Annotated in this window: 12 protein-coding genes; 11 read left to right on the plus strand and 1 reads right to left on the minus strand. The window is 36.7% G+C overall.

The window, feature by feature from the left end:
• Positions 1–633: 633 nt before the first annotated feature.
• The 6 genes from C0213_00795 (at position 634) to C0213_00820 (ending at position 10,063) form a co-directional block, all read left to right on the plus strand.
• A complete protein-coding gene (locus C0213_00795) occupies positions 634–4,545 on the plus strand; it encodes a hypothetical protein (GenBank protein ID AUX11036.1) in 3,912 nt (1,303 codons plus the stop codon).
• On the plus strand, positions 4,535–5,593 hold the full coding sequence (locus C0213_00800) for a cell surface protein (protein ID AUX11037.1): 1,059 nt from the start codon (positions 4,535–4,537) through the stop codon (positions 5,591–5,593). The genes C0213_00795 and C0213_00800 overlap by 11 nt, the downstream gene beginning before the upstream one ends.
• Entirely contained in the window at positions 5,590–6,621 is a 1,032-nt protein-coding gene (locus tag C0213_00805; GenBank protein AUX11038.1) for a hypothetical protein, read from the plus strand. The genes C0213_00800 and C0213_00805 overlap by 4 nt, the downstream gene beginning before the upstream one ends.
• Positions 6,622–6,944: 323 nt before the next feature.
• Positions 6,945–7,802 (plus strand): cell surface protein, encoded by an 858-nt coding sequence (locus tag C0213_00810; GenBank protein AUX11039.1) that lies wholly within the window; start codon positions 6,945–6,947, stop codon positions 7,800–7,802.
• A 105-nt stretch (positions 7,803–7,907) separates the two neighbouring features.
• Positions 7,908–8,321 (plus strand): hypothetical protein, encoded by a 414-nt coding sequence (locus C0213_00815; GenBank protein AUX11040.1) that lies wholly within the window; start codon positions 7,908–7,910, stop codon positions 8,319–8,321.
• Positions 8,322–9,058: 737 nt separating this feature from the next.
• Positions 9,059–10,063 carry a hypothetical protein gene (locus C0213_00820; GenBank protein ID AUX11041.1) on the plus strand — a complete coding sequence of 335 codons (1,005 nt, stop codon included), beginning with the start codon at positions 9,059–9,061 and terminating at the stop codon, positions 10,061–10,063.
• Positions 10,064–10,178: 115 nt separating this feature from the next.
• Here the strand turns inward: C0213_00820 and C0213_00825 are convergent, their stop codons facing one another.
• Positions 10,179–11,672, minus strand: a complete 1,494-nt coding sequence (locus C0213_00825) for a hypothetical protein (GenBank protein ID AUX11042.1) — start codon at positions 11,670–11,672, stop codon at positions 10,179–10,181.
• A 364-nt stretch (positions 11,673–12,036) separates the two neighbouring features.
• Here C0213_00825 and C0213_00830 point away from each other — a divergent pair, with 364 nt between their 5' ends.
• The 5 genes from C0213_00830 (at position 12,037) to C0213_00850 (ending at position 19,262) form a co-directional block, all read left to right on the plus strand.
• On the plus strand, positions 12,037–15,462 hold the full coding sequence (locus C0213_00830; protein ID AUX11043.1) for a hypothetical protein: 3,426 nt from the start codon (positions 12,037–12,039) through the stop codon (positions 15,460–15,462).
• A gap of 19 nt (positions 15,463–15,481) precedes the next feature.
• On the plus strand, positions 15,482–16,510 hold the full coding sequence (locus C0213_00835; protein AUX11044.1) for a cell surface protein: 1,029 nt from the start codon (positions 15,482–15,484) through the stop codon (positions 16,508–16,510).
• Positions 16,507–17,535, plus strand: coding sequence for a hypothetical protein (locus tag C0213_00840; GenBank protein AUX11045.1), 1,029 nt, complete (start codon positions 16,507–16,509; stop codon positions 17,533–17,535). Before C0213_00835 ends, C0213_00840 begins: the two co-directional genes overlap by 4 nt.
• Positions 17,536–17,853: 318 nt before the next feature.
• Positions 17,854–18,738 carry a cell surface protein gene (locus C0213_00845; GenBank protein ID AUX11046.1) on the plus strand — a complete coding sequence of 295 codons (885 nt, stop codon included), beginning with the start codon at positions 17,854–17,856 and terminating at the stop codon, positions 18,736–18,738.
• Positions 18,739–18,845: 107 nt separating this feature from the next.
• On the plus strand, positions 18,846–19,262 hold the full coding sequence (locus C0213_00850; GenBank protein ID AUX11047.1) for a hypothetical protein: 417 nt from the start codon (positions 18,846–18,848) through the stop codon (positions 19,260–19,262).
• The last annotated feature ends 44 nt before the right edge of the window (positions 19,263–19,306 follow it).

The raw sequence follows: 19,306 nt of genomic DNA on the forward strand, positions 1-19,306 counted from the left end.
ATAATGCAATAATTAATTGATAAAGAACATTTGATGAGAATAAAAAAGGAGTGCCGAGTAGTTATCACACGGCACTCCTTTTTTATTCTATTTAATCTAGCTTTGTGAATATTATTTACTAATAATATTTACTCGGCTGAGTTATCAATTCATTTTGATTTATTTTCTGCTATCAACCTTTTGAAGGGTTTCTATCGGGTCGTGGCAGTAGAGATTTAGCACTTTATCATGCCAATAAGTTCACAACTTCTGAGTTATGAACAATTCTATTTCACTTAAGATAATATCGTATAGTTAGAAAATAGTCAATACTATTAATTTAAAAAACATGATTACAGTAGCTTTATTTAACTATCATGAATATCTAATTGTTATTATCAATTAGATATTTCGTAAAAGTTCATAACTCAGGAGTTATGACACTCTCTGTTGTGCTACCTAAAGCTGATATTTATCGGTTTTTCGATTGGTGGTTAATATATTATTGTTTGTCTGCCGTAAGTATAAATGTAGTTAATCGATACCTGATTATTGATTCGATTATCCAAAAGGACACGTAGTCAATTTAGTTTTTTATCATCGTCAATGATTTCTCGGGAGGGATAAAATGTGACTTTAAATAAACGAAATATAATGTTCAGGTTGTTGTTGCTAGCAGTAATGGGTATACAACTGATTGTTACTACCGGAACGAGTCTTGCTGAAAGTAGTATCAAAGTAGATTCAGATCTTGCATTAACATCGGATCAGGAATTATCTAATGAAAAACAAATTGTAATTAGGGTGAGCGATCAGTCAAAAGCGCAACGTGATTTAGGGTTAACTATACCAGAGGGGGCCACATTTGATCGCACAACTAGTAATCAATTAAACAAAAAATCAGCGTATACGGCTATCCTTGATCAAAAAAATAATTCCAATCAAGTTATTTTAAAACAAACAGCACAAACAGCTGAAAATATTGAGAACGATTCGGTAAATAGACAAGCAACAACGTCCAAAAAAGAATACTTATTAGTCTTTAAACTAAAAGATACTAGTATATTCGCTAAACAACAGTTGAAAGTGACAACAATAATGGATGGTGTTCACTATGAATCTAAACCACTATTGCTGAAAGATATCGTTGGAACAGATGGTGTTCAACGACAAACTAGTTTGTCGAAGGAGGATACACCTCAAATAACCTTTAATCTAAATCAAACAGAATATATCGTTGGAGATACCATCCAGTTAAAAGTTGATCTTAATGCTAGTGAGATCAATGAGCCTCTCTATATTAATCTTGGCAATAAAGCAATACTAACGCCGATAAAAATATCTAGCGATAACAGGGATATTAACTTTGAATCACAAAATAATCAGAATACAGGGAAGAACATTTTAAAGATTTCCAGCAACGAACCGATAAAGAAAGATTTTACGCTACTAGTAAAAGCGACAACAGTTGGGAAGGTTGATATTACGGCTTCTACCGAAATTGATCATTTAATTTCGAAGACAGCTACTGTTAAAGTGATTGATAACCCAACATCAAAAGCATTGGCAATTAATCCCAATACTTTTGATGACGGTATTCCTAATTGGGTTCAAAAGACAAAAACAGAGGTCGGAAGTAAGGCTTTTCAAGGAAGTACAAGTCGATTTCTTAATTATACCTTCGGTGGTGTGAATGGCGGAATTGATGCAGAAGCAGATTCAAAAATTTCTAGCTACAATATTCAGGGCAGCCAGATTAATATCTTTATTAAAGATAACAATAAAACAATCGGCGCTTTTTTTAAGGGAGAAGACACTAGTAGTAAAGCAGTAAGAACATCAACCGGGTTTGGGATTGTTTTCGAACCAAATGAAAGTAATGATGGACCTAAACAAGCTATCTTAGCTAACAAGTTAACAAATAAGGCATATTTTGTCGGGCATGATAGCGAGGGTAACCTTGTTAGCAAAATAATGGGGCAGTTTGAACGTAATGGGAAGACGTTAATTGCTGAAATTCTATTGCGGCCTTCACTATCAGGTACTACTGCGGTTCAACAGGAGCTTTATTTGAAAAATGACACAACTCAATCTGTTTCTTATGGGACCTTTATTGGTCAAGATACAATGTTAAACGGTAATGATAAAGTACCAATGTCATCAATGGGCAATAACGCAGGATTATATATCACTCAAAACCCCTATAAATTGGCTATCAATATGAAGGTTCCTGATGGACCAACTAATTATGCGGCACAAACTTGGACTAGGAGAAATCCGTGGTTTAATGGGTTCACACCACGTAATTTTTCTGGAACGGGCTTGGAACAAAAGAATTTAGAAGAGGGTTACACAGTTTTAAAAAATTCCGATACTTCATATACAGCCAAGTGGCCTTTTGCGACCTTGGCCCCTGGTGAATCACAACATTATCGTCAAGATATAGGGATTACTAAAGCCCCTGACGTGGCACCAGAAGCTTATAAAGAATATCAAAATGAAACCAGTACTGATGGGAGTAATAGACCAGGCGATAATATAAAATTTACATTACGTGCTCATAATTCGGGATTGGATTCTTCTTGGAGTGATGTTTCGTTTAGTGATATTATTCCGTCCGAATTTCAAATTGATACAAATTCAATAAGGTTAATAAATCAAAGCGGTCAAGAAACAATCGTTTCACCGTCAGCTTACAATGAAGTAACTCGGGAGTTGAAAGTTACAGTTCCTAACAGTATTAAAGATAACCAGTGGGTTAGTGTCACATTTGAAGCGAAGGCTTTAACCACAGCTTCTGGGCGAACTGTTCGTAACACTGTCAATGTTGTTGGTATAGACAGTAATGTTAATCAACAAGAACGTTCAGCAAGTGCGATAGTCGATGTACCGTTTATCAAAGTACAATTACCAGAATTAACAAAAAAAGTAAAAAATATTTCTAGATTAGATGCGAAGTATGCTACTGAAACAGAAGCAAGTATTGACGATAAAATTGGTTATAAATTAGTTTTCACTAACACTAAATCGGAAGAAGTACCAGAGGCTATTATTGAAGATCCGCTCGATTCGGATCTAGATGAACCAAGCGCGGTTCATGTTAGTTATAAAGATTCAAATGGGAGTGAGGTGAGAAGCGAAGACTTAACCTTTGTTGGTGATCAATTAATTTTAAAAGCTATCCCAGCGAATGGAAGTGCAGTGTTAACTTTTGAAACAATTATCCAAGACACTAAAAAGACCGTTATTAATAATACAGCTATGGTTGCTGATGTTAAATCAAATGTCGCTAAAGTTAACGTTATCAAAAAAACACCGCCAACCTTAATTAAGGAAGTTAAAAATATAACGAAATCCGACGCAGATTATATGACAGAAACAACGGCTGAAGTTGACGATGAGATTGAATATCGGATACAAATTGTTAACACTGCCTCAGGCGATATTAAACCGGGTGCGATATTAAAGGATGTTTTTGATGCTGACTTAGGAGATATTCAACAAATTAGAATTGATTATTTGGATAAAGATGAAAAAATAACTGCGACGCAAACCACTGACTGGGCTAATAATCAGGTTATCTTGGATCATGGTATTCCGACTGTAGGTCAAGGTATGGCGATTGCTTATGTCAAAGCCAAAGTAAAAGAGACTAATAAATCGGTGATTAATAACAGTGCTAGCCTAGCCACTGATTTTGGAACTGGGGCTTCTGAAAAAGCCAAATTAAATATTAAACAGTCTAAAGGCCGGATTGTTGTTCGCTATCGAGACCGAAAAGATGAAAATCATAAATTAGCTGAAGATGAAACCTTTGATGGCAAGATTGGTAACACTAAACTAGTGCAACCCAAAGTTATTCCAGAAACAGACGGTAATTGGACCGTTGTTGACTCTTCTGATATGACTAATCCAGATTGGGGCTCAACCACGAAACCTGATTGGACGTTGGCGCATGATTATACCGTCACATATGCTAAAGATGAACAAGTGATTACCTATCGTTATGAGGAATCGCATATTGGCATTATTGCTGATAAACGCTGGGATTTTGGTAAGTATGATACGACTGGCACTGACCGAAACTATTATCTAAAAGCTAAAACTAAAGACAATCAAAAACAATCTTATGCTGTCGGTGTTGAGGACTACTATACCTCTAAAGGTTGGACTTTGAATGTTAAACAAGATGATCAGTTCCATACCAATGCTAATGAAAAGATTGCTGGAGATCAAAAATTTTTAGATAATGCCGTCTTAAATTTCCATAATGGACAGGTTGCCTTAAAAGAAAGTGATGACGTAGGCGCAACCGCACCAGTTTCTATGTTAACTTCTGAGTTTGAGTTAACACCAAAAGGAGAGGCTGTTAACCTGATGACCCATACGAATAAGACACCTGATCCCGGTTATTATGCAGCTCACGGTTTTGGGATTTGGGAGTATCAATTTGGGGCTTCAAAACAGGCCGACTACAGTATTGGTTTACGAGTACCTAAAACAACAAAACGTTATCCACGACAATATACGAGCCAGTTAACTTGGTCATTGGTCATTGCAGAATAATAAAACGAGGTGTGTACTATTGAAATTCATTGGACGCCTAATAGCGCTAAGCCTAACGTTATTGGGACTGACTATACTACAAGCTAATCAAGCACAGGCAGATGTTAAAACTCAAAATGCCGATTTCGAAGTTCAACCGATTTTGCCAAATGAACAAGAAAATCAAAGCTTAAACTATTTTGATTTAAGCTTAGCTAAAGGCCAACGAAAAACAATTGAAATGCGGATTCAAAATTTTACCGATCATAAAATTACTGTGTATTCCGATTTAAGAAATGCAATGACTCAGGTTGGGGGTGGTGTTGACTTCCAAACAAATACTAAGGGTCTTGATTCAAGTTTAGCACATCCGTTTAACAAAGTAGCGACGCTAGAAAAGAAGAGTCAAAAAATTGATTTAGCGCCTCAACAAACAAAAATTTTAAAAGTTAATATCAAGATGCCTGAAGAACAGATTAACGGCATGGTTTATGGTGATTGGCACTTTATTGAGTACATGAATAAGAAAGGTGGCCAATCATCAGTTTCAAGTAATTATGCCTATTCTGTAGGCGTTTCATTAAGAGGGCAACATTATAAAGTTTACCCGGAATTGAAATATGATAAGACTGAAGCAATGTTATATCGTCGCCACCCAGCTATGGGTGTTAAAATTCGGAATACCCAGCCAATGGTTATTAATAAAGTGACCGCCAAGGCTGTTGTTTCTAAAGAAGGTTTATTCAGTTCAAAACATGTTTTTAACATGAGTAAGCAATCAATCGCACCAAATTCAGTTTTAACAATGCCAATTTCTTGGGATTATGACCAACTGAAACCAGGAAAATATACTGTTGAGACGGTCGTTACGGGTCAAAATCTATGGAATAAATTACCAATGAATTGGCATTTCAAAAAAAGTTTCACAATTAAGGCTGATGATGTTAAATCTATTAATAACCAAGCACTCAAGAAACCAACGAATACATGGGCCTATGTCGCGACGGTTAGTGGGATTTTAATGTTAGTATCAGCAACTGGTTTAGTGAAAGTGTTGAGAAGGTCATGAAAAAGCACATCGTGCTAATTGGTTTAGTACTTGGTTTTTGGCTGTTGGTGTTCCATCGGTCTGTACAATCCGTCTCAGCCGAAACTTCGGATGCCACGCAAAAAGTCACTTTTATGATTTATCCAGAACTACCAAAAGAGAACCTAGGTGGTAGGAAACTTGGTTATTTTAATCTTAGATTGAAGCCTAATACTGAGAAAACTGTAAAAATTAAAGTGATGAATCCAACTGACAAAACAATAACTGTCAAGACAAATGTTAGAGATGCTCAAACTGCTGACAATGGGCGAATTGACTATTTGTCAGCAAAACCGATTCCTAAGCATATCTTGCCACAACCAGGTAGCCAATTCTTAATGGTTAAGCCCCAGTTAACGGTTAAACCGGGTGCAGAAAAATGGTTAACGATTAAAATTAAAATGCCCAAAAACTCGTTTAAAGGTAAAAAAGCAATGGCGATTAATTTATCGGCAATGGGCCCAACTGGGGGCAGCATTAACAATCGTTACGTCTATGCTGTTGGCGTTACGCTAAATGGAATCAACGTTACTAAAAAGCATTTAAAACGCCTAGAAATGCCGATAATGAAAGCTGGTTTTGTCCATAAAAAAGCTGCCTTACAATTTAAAATGGTTAATCCTGATCCTGCTTTCCTAAAAAAAGGACAATTATCAATTAAATTAACGAATCAAAAAATTGGTTTCTTTAACTATCAGTTGGTCCAAAAAAAAATGCACATTGCGCCAAACTCTAAGTTTGATGTGAACTTGATGCTTGGCGGACAACGCTTAGTACCCGGAAAGTACACCATGGTCGCTAAATTTAAGAGCGACCAGTACCAAAAACAGATTAAAAAGAGCGTAAAGATTACCAAAACAGACGCTGAATATATTAATGAACGTAATTTAGATTATCAGCGGCGTCGAAAAGTAGTTTTCTTATTCGGAGGGATCTGCATACTACTTATCATCGGAACTATCTATTATGTAAAGGTCTATCGAGCTAGGAGTAAGCAAAATGATGAATAAATTAATCAATAAATACAGTTACAAAAAAGTGAAATGCGGCTTAATTGCTGTGACCGTTGTTTTAACACTCTTGTTTATTGTCAGTTTAGTTTTTGCGATTATTAGTCAGATTAATTTCAATACGTATACGACAATTACTATGTAATGGTTGACTGGCTGCGCTGACTTATTAATGTTACAGAGTTATCAGCCATAAAAATTACCGCCTTGTTTTAATCAATAAAGCTGGGCAGTTGCAATACCTAATTTAGTTATAATCGTACCTGAGGTACGTTATAAAAACCGTGCCACTTGGCACAATTAAATAAAGGGAGGAATTTCAAATGAAATTCACAAAATTAACAAGTGCAGCTTTAACAGCTGGCACCATCTTAAGTATCTTAGCACCAACTGCAACTTTTGCAAAAACGGCAGAAGGAGACGCCAACGCCAATGGTGGGACGGAACTACCAATGACTGACAAGACAACTGTTGGGATTTCATTTGGTGATAACAGTGACAATGGTAATACTGGGTATTTACGTTTACAAATGGTTCCCCACGTACTAGACTTTGGTAACCATACAGAATTCTTAGCACAATACCCAACCTTTGACGCAACTGGCCACAACGTAAGTATTAACTCAAATGACCGTCATGCTTCATATGATAATTCAGATACAAATAAGACGGCTGTTTTAAATACTGAAGATGGTAAGTTAAAAGATGTTAAGGGTAAAGCATGGGCTACAGTTGTTGATAAACAAGAAACGCGTGAAAATACAACAGAACCTACTGATAATATTAATGGCGATTGGGATTTAAAGGTTAAATCAGATGACGTTTTAACTGCCAATAACGGTGAAAAAATTTCAAATGCTAATTTAATGCTTAAAGATACACAATATGGTCGGACTGGTGAAGTTTTCACATTAACTAATGAAGACCAAGATAAGGGTTATGTTGGTGCTGGCGATAAAGATGTATCAGATTACAGCAAGAATATCTCAATTCCATTAGATGCAGCTGGACAAAATGTGAAGGTTGCTCATGCAGCAACAGCTGAAGGTCAAGGGGCGAACGTATTTGGTTGGGATCGTTCAAATATTAATTTGACGTTACCAAAAGATACAAAGGTAAGTAATGCCGTGTATACAGCTCATTTAACATGGACATTGTCAACAGGTGTTACTACAGCCTAGAACGGATATAAAAAAGGAATTCTGATGTATTCAGAATTCCTTTTTTTATAATATTTAATAACAATGTTAAATACAATAGCGTAATAAAATGAAGGAGTGATTACCATGGTTGATAGAATGATGTCTTTTTTTGAAGAACTCCAGCGATTGGATAATGCCTGGAGAGCATTAAATCAATTAACTAAAGAGTACGAAATTTCTTTTGAGCAGTTCATGTTGTTGAAAAGAATATCATTGGAAAAGCGTATTACCCCAACGGCGTTAAGCGATGAATTGAAAATATCAAGACCGGCAGTTAGCCGTAAAATTAATCAGTTATATCGAAATGAATATCTAAACAAAATCCGCTCCTTTGAAAATGAAGATCAAAGAATAGTAGAACTTGAAATTTCTAATAAGGGCAATAGAATAATGGCAGAGCTGGATAAAAGGTTTGATGAAAAAATACCAGATATAGATTTTCCAACTCAGAAAATTACCGAAACTGTGAGTCTGCTAAGGAAAATCTCAAGGGATTAGACAATTGTTTAGTGCGGCTAAATCTATTTCTACTTGTAGTAATACAATATTTGTATTAGAGACGATAATTAATTACTGTTCCGGTCCTAAAAACGATATGGAAGAACATTATAATTGGACTGCTTTGTCCTTTTTGAATGAACATATTAAATAGACAACTTATACTGATGGTTATTGTAACCTGTGTTGTTTCTAATTGATTATTGGGTTTAGTTATAATCAAAATTACGAGATCTATCGTGCCAACGTGACAGTGTTTGATCAATCACTAAAATAACTTAAACCAAAGATAAACCCGTTATATAGTTACCTTTAAATCATTAAAATATATTAGCGGGATTAAATGGTTCTAAAAATATCAACTTATAAACAATTAATTTATATTCAATTTTAATTATTGTTAATATAAGTTGATTGCATTGAAAGCGATTTATAATTTTGCTATATTGAATTTAACCCAAAAAGTAAGGAGTGATCCTAGAACAAAAAATAATTATCTTTTAAAATCTGTAACTAGTCTATCTCATCATTCATAATCTGTATTGTTTCTAACTTATCTTAGCAGAAGTCTATTATCGAAATTAAAATGTTAGTAGGGTTCGAGTTTAAATGAATTGAAGTAAATCAGTTTTAAAAATGGTGGGTACAATTTATTGATTTGAATTAAGTAATATATCAAAATCATATTACTCAATAGTTAACGATTTGAACTATGAAAATTTTAGGAGGTTTCAAGTATGAAAAAATCCGTAATTTCTATAGGTGGTGTCGCAGTACTTATTGCAGCGACTTTTAGCCTGTGGCATCTTAAAACACCTCAACAAACGAATGCAGAACCAACACATTCGAAGGTTCAATATCCGAGTGAAAATCTGATTAAAAATAACTTATGGGTTCTTCCAGACGATCAGCTTAAAGATGATTCGAATGAAATCGTTTTACTTGTTACTGGTGCAAATAATACAGGTTCCGGCGCCTGGGCTTGGAGTTATGCTGCACAATTACCTAAACAAAACTATATACCAGTGACCATCACACTTCCGAATATGAACAGCGCTGATTTAAACTACTCTGGTAAATTTGTCTATGAGGCAGTAGCGCAATTGCACAGAGATTATCCACAAAAAAATATCAATATCATTGCACATAGTTTAGGCAATTTAGCGACTTCATGGGCTTTGCATTATCGACCAACCTTCATGGCTAAACATGTTAAAAATTATGTTGCCTTAGGGGCACCATTTAAAGGAATCCAAAGTGCAGGCTTTGATAAAATGCCGGCGCTTACATCAAATGGTCAGGCGCAAGTCCCGATTAATTTCCAAGTAAAGGCGGGCTCGGAGTTTGTTAAACATATCAATTCAACGCCGTTCCCAAAACCAATAAGATATTTATCCATCATTTCACAGACCGATGAAGTTGCCGCAGGGCAGTCACCAGAACATATGGCCTCATTCCCTAAAGGAACTGAAGGTGAGACAGTTACGCCGCAAGCAATCTATCAAAAACCTGATATGCTATTAGGTCATGTTGAAGAATTAGCCGATAATGGTATTTATGAAATCGCGACTAGCTTCTTAGAAAAACGTGAGATTAATCTAGCTGCAGCGGATCAAAAATATTATCCTGAGATGCAAAAACCAGGACTAGATCTCACGATTTTATACGGCAACACTAAATCACATACTGGGGATGCCAAAAAAGTAGAACGTGAACCAATTAGCACCGACATCATTGAATGAAACTATTAGTAATGCTGGTTTAAAGAATTTTTACATTTTAAGAAATAAAAGAGCATCAGGAAAGTTAGATTTTCATCTAATCTTCCTGATGCTCTTTTTGTTTGATAGTCCTTTGTTAGTAGTATTTAGTAACACAATCATGATGTACTGTTTTGTAAAAGGTTTTGCTATAAACCTGTTGTAGTACGGTACTGAGTAAGGTTGACCAATCATGTGGATTGAAAATATTGTTGAACAAGAAAAAGTCCCCCTGCAATGCTTCAGCATTTTCGTAACTATCCGAGACAATGAAATCTGCTTGATCAATTCGATCGGTAAAAGTGATTGCCGAGCCAAAAACATTTTGTAAACTCTCACTGATCATATTGGCAGCATAGAAGTTTTTCGTATATTGGACGTTAATTTTCAGTGGCTTAATTTGGACATTGTAATCCAACAAGAAGAAAAATAATGAGTATAACATGTTCCCCATGGTGCTATCTAGTAATTTAGGATAAGTTTTGGCTTCTTCGGAGAGGAAGGATTTTAAGGACTTAAAGACGGGATCGGCGTTAATGTTTTCTTCTTTGAAGGCCGACATGGAGATACTGAATTCTAGAAATCCGGTGACATCAACGGAGATGAATTCGAGGTAGATGAGCGTCACTACAAGATAGTAAAACGATTCAAGGAAGTGTGTTTCATTTTGTTCAAGTTTAAAGGCAACGAAGAAATGTTGTAGCAATTGTTGCACGTCATTTGTAAAAGCCGTGTCAAGGGCTAAAATCGCTCTGGAAATGGCGATTTTCTCTGCTGATGTGTCGTAATTAGCAACTAATAAGCGTAATAAAAAACCGAAGAGCGCAGATTCATCTTGCAAAACTTGTTCAGAAAAACCGGGTAATTCGATGACGATTGGATTAGTGTCGTTGACTGCGGTTAGTAATTGACGCAATTTGGGCGTTAGGGTGACGGTATTTTTTTTCTGGATTAAATCAAAATAAGTGACAGTCTTTAATAACTTAAGTTGGTGACGTTGTGAAAAACTCAAGTGGTCTTTAACGGTGAGTGAATATTGGGACTGATTCGTGACAAAATCAGGCAATACATTTCCGCGATAAATGGCATTGTAGGTATAAACCATCAATATTCTGATATGGAGTGGTTCACCAATAATATTTTGACTACTTCTGAATGAAATTGAAACATTGAAATTTTTAAAATAGTGTTTCAGCGGTTTAATCGTATTTTGAATCGTAGAGGGGGAAAGGTTGGTAGCTTCTGCCAAAGCTTGGATCGAGCTAAAATTATTTTTAAAAAGGGCATCCATTACTTGGAACTTAGTTGTCCGTACGATATAGGTGAAACGGAGTCTAAAAATAGTTGCACTAAAGGAACGGCCTGCAGGATAGACTACGCTATATTGATTATCAGTTGTGATCAACTTTATTTTGGGGTCTAACTCAGTGAGATCCTGTTGAATTTCTTTGAGGTAGCGGATAGCTGTAATCTTTGTAAGCGAAAATTGTAACATAATCTCTTTTAATGTCGGGGAAGTCTCGGCATTCTCAATATATTTAAATAATTGTAGTAGTGTGATGGCTTTACTTGATAAGAAAAAATCCTTCATTGCTCGGCACAACCTAACTTTTAACGATTTTAGTTAATGAGTTAACTAATTGCACTTGATAGTATCAGAATAAATTTAAAATGACAAATTGGCAAGATAGTTGCTTACCGTAAACAGTTATAGGGGTAAATATCAACAGGAAACTGTTACTTATGGGTAACAGTTATTTGCTTTTTGGCAAACAGTTACCATGTTATTCTTTGTTTATCGACAATGTACACGTGGTTAATTATTTATCTGCAATTTAGTAGCGCGGGTTATTGGTTTGACTGCATAGGTTGTAGTGCGTAAATACTTTAGTTAGCTGTTGTCATTAGCAATTTCTTGGGAGGGATAGAACGTGACTTTTAATCAACGAAATATAATGTTCAGGTTGGTGTTATTGCTGGTAATGAGTCTTCAAATCATCGCCACGACCGGAACAAGTCTTGCTGAAAGTAGTATTAAGGTAGATTCAGATCTTGCGTTAACGTCGAACCAAGAATTATCTAATGATAAACAAATCGTGATTAAAGTGAGCGACCAAGCAAAGGCACAACGAGATTTAACGTTGACTGTACCGGATGGTGCAATATTTGATGTAACTGCCACAGAGAAATTGAATCAAAATCCGACCTATTCAGTCGAATTTGATCCAAAAGACAAAGCAAAACAGATAACGCTAAAAGAAATTATTGGAGATGAACAGAAACCATCTGCTAGTGCATCGACTGTGAATAATTCACTTAAATCAGTTGCTAAAAAAGATTATTTATTAGTTTTTAAAATTGAGAACAGTACAACGCTTAGCGAGCAACAATTGAAGTTAGCAACTGTGATGACCAGCAGTCATTATGAATCTGAGCCACTCATTTTTAAAGGAATTATTCAGGCCAGTCAATTTTCTAAGGAAATATTAGAACAGAAAACGGCCGCCAAAGAAACAGAGTCACGGTATGCCAATAGTCGAGCTTCAACAGAATATTTACCAGTACCAGATGATACCGTTCCAATGTCAGGGGTTTTAACCCAACAAGTTGGGACAAGTCCGATATATGACAAAGAAAATGATGTGTTACAGATTACAAATAGAACTGGACAAGTAGGTGGTATCTGGTCAAAGAAAAAACTGAATTTTAGTAAAGATTTTGTATATGATTCATACATTTACCTAGGTAATCAAACAAGCAATGCCGCCGATGGGATAACGTTTACCTTTCAAAATGATCCGCGAATGTCTTCAACACCCAAGAAAGTAATTGCCGGTGGTGGTTTCGCGTTAGGTGTTTACGGGAACTCCAGTAATAGTCGCAATGGTTATGTCAAAAATGCTTTATCCATTGAGTTTGATACGTATATGAATACAGGTTCACGTGATCCAATTGATAAGGAAGTTAATAGTAATAATGGCAAGGGGCATATCGCAATTGTGATTCCTAAAGCAAAAAATAATACAGCTTCTGGGAATCACATTAATCCGCAATATCCAAGTGATTATTTATCGAATGGTAAGTGGCGTCGATTTAAAGTAGCGTGGGATGCAACACATAAAGTAATGACTTATGGATTAGAGGGACTTGATGAGCAAACTTATCAATTTGAGCCTTCAAAAGTTTTTGGCGCGAATGAAGCATATTGGGGCTTTACAGGTTCTACTGGGAATAAAAGTGCTCTGAATGCAGTCGCTATTTCAGAAATTCCACAAAAAGGATCTCAATTATTAAAAATAAAAGATGAACGAACACAAGAAGTTATTACTGATTTGGGACAAGTAAGACCAGGCGATTCATTAACATATGAATTAGATACTAAATATATTGATGGTCCTGAGGATTGGAGCGATATATTTATTAAATTATTATTGCCAACAGGGATCAAGTACGTTCCTGGAACAATTACATCTGATGGTGCTGTGGTTAGTGACGGTGGTAATGTCAGTGGACAGACATTAAATGTGCCTATTGGCGATTTAAAAACGGATCAAATAAATAAATTGAAGTTTAGCGCAAAAGTTACGAATGATATTGCAGACGGGACTAAATTACTTAATCGTGGTCTTGCCTATAATACGGATTTTGGGGTTCAAAGTAATTTAGTAACGTTACAGATTGATAAGCCGGCGGATCCGGTTCTAACAAAAAAAGTTAGAAATGTTTCAGAGGATGAAAAAGTATTTAAAGATGAAACTAGTGCTTATAAAGATGATACGGTCGAATATGAAGCGGTCGTTAGTTTGGATCCTGGCAAAGATTTATCAGGTGCTATCTTCAAAGATGCAATTGACAATAATTTGACTTTATTGAAGAACGAAATACAAATGCAAATTGGGCAAGAGGATGGTTCCTGGGGGGCTCCCCAGAATGTTGCGATTGAGCCAAGTACTGGAGAAATTAAATTAGCAGAAGCGGTTAAAAAACCAACAAAGATTAGATTTGCCTTTAAAGCGACAATTAATTCTGATAGTAAATCGGAAATCGATAATACTTTCTCACTAATTAGTGGTAGTTATGGTGGACCATGGCATTCAAATGTCGCGAAAGTAAAGGTAGGAAAAAAAACACCCCCCACAGTTATCAAAGAGGTCAAAAATTTAACCAAGGCTGATGATGATTTTGCACCAGAAACAGAAGTTGAAGTTGATGATCAAGTTGAATATCGAATCCAACTGGTTAATCTGTCATCGGTTGATACCAAAGGAGGGACCGTTCTAAAGGATGTTCTAGATCCGGACTTAGGCGATATTCAACAAGTTAAGATTGACTATCTCGATAAAGATGAAAATATTACAGCTACTCAAACTGCGGATTTAACGGATGATCAGGTGACATTGGATCATGTTCTACCGGCTGCGGGCCGGGGGATGGCAATTGCTTATATCAAAGCAAAAGTCAAAGAAACCGATAAGTCAGTTATTAATAATCAAGCTAGTTTAACAACTGAATTTGGTAAAGGCACTTCTGATAATGCCAAATTGAACATTAAGCAAAGCAAGGGTCGAATCGTGGTTCGTTATCGGGATCGCAAAGATGAAAATCACAAGTTGGCCGAAGATGAAACCTTTGATGGCAAGATTGGTGACACTAAACTGGTGCAACCTAAAGTGATACCAGAAACAGACGGTAATTGGACCGTTGTTGACTCTTCTAATATGACTAATCCAGATTGGGGCTCAACCACGAAACCTGATTGGACATTGGCCCACGATTATACCGTTACTTATGCCAAAGATGAACAAGTCATTACTTATCGGTATGAAGAATCTCACATTGGCATTATTGCCGACAAGCGTTGGGATTTTGGTAAACACGATACAACAGCGACTGATCGTAATTACTATCTAAAAGCGAAAACTCAAGATGATAAAAAACAACCATATGAAGTCGGTGTTGAAGATTACTACACTTCTAAAGGTTGGACACTCAATGTTAAACAAGATGATCAGTTCCATACCAATGCCAATGAAAAAATTGGTGGTAGCCAAAAATTCTTAGATGATGCTGTGTTGAACTTCCACAACGGTCAAATTGCTTTAAAAGAAAGTGATGATATTGGCTCAACCGCACCAGTTTCTAAGTTAACTTCTGAATTTGAACTGGCACCTAAAGGCGCGGCAGTTAATTTAATGACGCACACCAATAAGACACCTGATCCTGGTTACTATGCCGCACATGGCTTTGGGATTTGGGCTTATCAATTTGGGAATGCCCAACAGGCTGATTACAGTATTGGTTTGAAAGTGCCTAAAGCAACAAAACGATTCCCAAGACAATATACGAGCCAATTAACTTGGTCACTAGTAATCGCAGAATAATAAAACGAGGTGCGTACGATTGAAATTTGTTAGACGTTTAATGGTATTGAGCTTGGCGTTTGGGGGCTTGATGCTCTGTCAAATGACACAGGTTCAAGCTGCTGCTCAAACTCAAAAAGCGGACTTTGAAGTGCAGCCCATCTTGCCAGATGAACAAGAGGATTTAAGTTTAAATTACTTCAACATGAGTTTGGCGCAGGGACAAACTAAAAAACTCGAAATGCGGATTCAGAACTTTACGGATCACGCGATTACGGTGCATTCCGACTTAAGAAATTCGATGACCCAAGTTGGTGGTGGCGTTAGTTTTCAAGCTAACACTAAAGGGTTAGATCCAAGCTTGAAAGTACCGTTCACTAAAATTGCTAAATTAGATAAAAAGAGCGAAACCATTAAATTGGCAGCGCAAGAGACTAAAATTCTTAAAATGACGGTTACAATGCCGGAAGATCGGACAAGCGGCATGATTTATGGCGATTGGCATTTTATCGAATATCTTCATAAAAAAGGTGGCCAATCATCAGTTGGTAGTAACTATGCCTATTCAGTAGGCGTTGCGCTGAAAGGTCAGCACTACAAGGTATACCCCGAATTGAAATATGACAAAACCGAAGCCATGATTTATCGGCGACATGCTGCAATGGGGATTAAGATCCGCAATACACAACCAATGGTCATTAATAAGGTTAGCGCCAAGGCAGTTGTTTCTAAAGAAGGGCTCTTTTCTTCTAAACATGTTTATACAACTAGCAACCAATCTGTCGCCCCTAACTCAGTGTTAACCCTACCGATTTCGTGGGATTACGAACAGTTGAAACCAGGAAAATACACGATTGATACGGTCGTTCAGGGTCAAAATCTCTGGAATAAGTTGCCGTTGACTTGGCGCTTCAAAAAGAGTTTCACAATTAAGGCCGATGATGTCAAAAACGTTAATGCACAAGCGCTTAAAAAACCAACGAATAAGTGGGCTTATGTGGCAACTGCCAGTGGGGTCTTAATGCTCGTTTCGGTTACCGGTTTGATTAAAGTATTGAGACGCTCATGAAAAAACGATGCTTAATAATCACCATAATGCTCGCTTTTTGGGCCTTGATGCTTCAACAGCAATCACAGTTTGTTATGGCGGCATCTGCGGATTCAAAACAGAAAGTAACATTTATGATTTATCCAGAAATACCAAAGGATAATCTTGGGGGGAATAAACTTGGCTACTTCAATCTTAAGTTAAAACCCAAAGCTGAGAAGACTGTGAAAATTAAGATCTTTAACCCAACGGATAAGCCGATTACGGTTAAGGTCAGTGCCAAAGATGCACAAACGGCAGATAATGGCCGGATTGATTACTTATCGGATAAACCGGTGGCAAGAGAAATACTGACCGACCCAGGGAGTCAGTATCTACGTTTCAAACCGAGCGTGGTGGTCCCACCTAAAGCACAAAAGTGGGTGAAAGTAAGGATTAAAATGCCGGCCACTGCTTTTAAAGGGAAAAAAGCGCTCGCGATTAACTTAGCGGCCATGGGGCCCACAGGGGGCAGCATCAACAACCGTTATGTATATGCAGTTGGCGTTACTTTAAATGGGATAAAGTTACCACACAAAGAATTGCATCATTTACAAATGCCTACGATGCAGGCGGGATTTGTTGATAAACAAGCAGCCTTACAGTTTAAAGTGAATAATCCCGATCCGATTTTTCTCAAAAAGGGTCATTTATCAATTAAGTTAACCAATCAGAAGTTAGGCTTTTTCAATTACAAGCTAGATTTGAAAAAAATGCACATCGCACCTAATTCGACCTTTAACGCCAATTTGTTATTGGGTGGCAAACGATTGGTAGCAGGACGCTACACCATGGTTGCTCACTTTAAGAGTGATCAGTATCAATGCCAAATTAAGAAAAACGTTCAAATTACTAAAACGGATGCGCGCTACATTAATGATCATAATCCGGATTATCAAAAAAGGCGCCGTATCTTACTAACTGCTATTACTATCTGCGTCTTATTAGTGGTGATATCAATTTATGACATTCGGAAACATGGAAGTAGGGATTCAAAAAATGATTAATAAATTAATCGATAAGTATAACTATTCAACTGTTAAATATACGTTCATTGCACTAACCACACTGACGACCATCTTATTTCTGGTGAGTCTAGCCTTCGCAATTGTGAGTTACATCAATTTTAATACGTATACCACACTCACAATGTAAGACAGTACTGGCTGCGCTGATCATTAGTTTGTGATTATCAGCCGTAAAAATACCCGTCAAATTAGCTAATCATTTGACAGATGGACCATCTAAATTCGTTATAACGACACATAACGTGTCTTATAAAAAACGTGCTCAGAGCACAAATTATATCTAGGGAGGAATTTCAAATGAAATTCACAAAATTAACTAGTGCAGCTTTAACAGCCGGCACAATCTTAAGCATTCTTGCACCAACAGCAACATTCGCTGCTACACCAGAACACGATGCCAATGCTAATGGTGGCACAGAATTACCAATGTCTGACAATACTGAAGTTGGGATCTCATTTGGTGATAACACTGATAACGGGAATACTGGCTACTTACGTTTACAAATGGTACCGCACGTACTAGATTTTGGTAACCATACAGAATTCCTATCACAATACCCAACATTTGATGCTACTGGCCATAACGTAAGTATCGATAGCAATGATCGTCATGCCTCATACAAAAATACAGATACTAATTTAACAGCAACTTTAAATACGGAAGATCCTAAATTAGAAGATGTTAAGGGAAAAGCATGGGCAACAGTTGTTGATAAACAAGTCACTCGTGAAAATAATGATCCAGAAGGCGAAACTGCTAAAACAACAAAGAAGAGTGGTACATGGCAATTAAAAGTTAAATCAGATGATGTTTTAACAGCAACTAACAACGGTGAAACAATCAATAATGCTAATCTATTGCTTAAAAACACTGCTTATGGTCGGACATTAGATGTTCCTAAATTGACAAATGAAGCCCAAGATAGTGATTTCCAAGCTGATACAACTATTGATAATAGCGACGTATCAACAATTACGAACAACGTGTCATTATCATTAGATGGTAAAGGTGAAGAAGTTCTAGTTGCTGATGCCGCTGATTCTGAAGGTCAAGGTGCTAACGTCTTTGGTTGGGATCGTTCAGACATCAACTTAACATTGCCAAAAGATTCAAAAGTTGGTAATGACATCTATACAGCTCATTTAACATGGACATTATATACAGGTGTTCAAGCTTCATAATATAGCGCTGAAAAAAGGATTCTGGCTATCCAGAATCCTTTTTTAGCAAAACAGATTAACACGACTAAATATAGCGATATGTTAAGAGGAATGTGAGGTGAATATAGATGGTTAAGAATACATTAGTCTTTTACGAGGCAATTCAGCAGTTAGATAATATGAGAAGGGCCCTTAATGAGCCATGTGAGGCATATCATATTTCATTTGAACAGTTTGTTTTGATGAAACGGATTGCGGTTGCAGGTGGGATTAGACCAACAAAATTGAGCGAAGACTTGCATATCTCAAGAGCAGCGGTGAGTCGTAAATTAACGCAACTTTATTACAGCAACTATTTGTCTAAAGAACGTAGTGGTGTTAATGAAGATCAGCGAGTGGTTATAATTGCATTAACAACAATTGGTGAAAATGTTGTTAAAAAGATAGACCAATTTTACCAGACTAAGTTGGCAACACTCACGAAACCAGTAGAAAAAGTACAGGCAACTGCGGAAATTTTTGAAACGTTGAGTCAAATAGATTAAGAAAAAATGAGCTTCAGACAATATTTGTCTGAAGCTCATTTTTA

It is taken from the genome of Latilactobacillus sakei, from assembly GCA_002953655.1.
Classification (GTDB): domain Bacteria; phylum Bacillota; class Bacilli; order Lactobacillales; family Lactobacillaceae; genus Latilactobacillus; species Latilactobacillus sakei_A.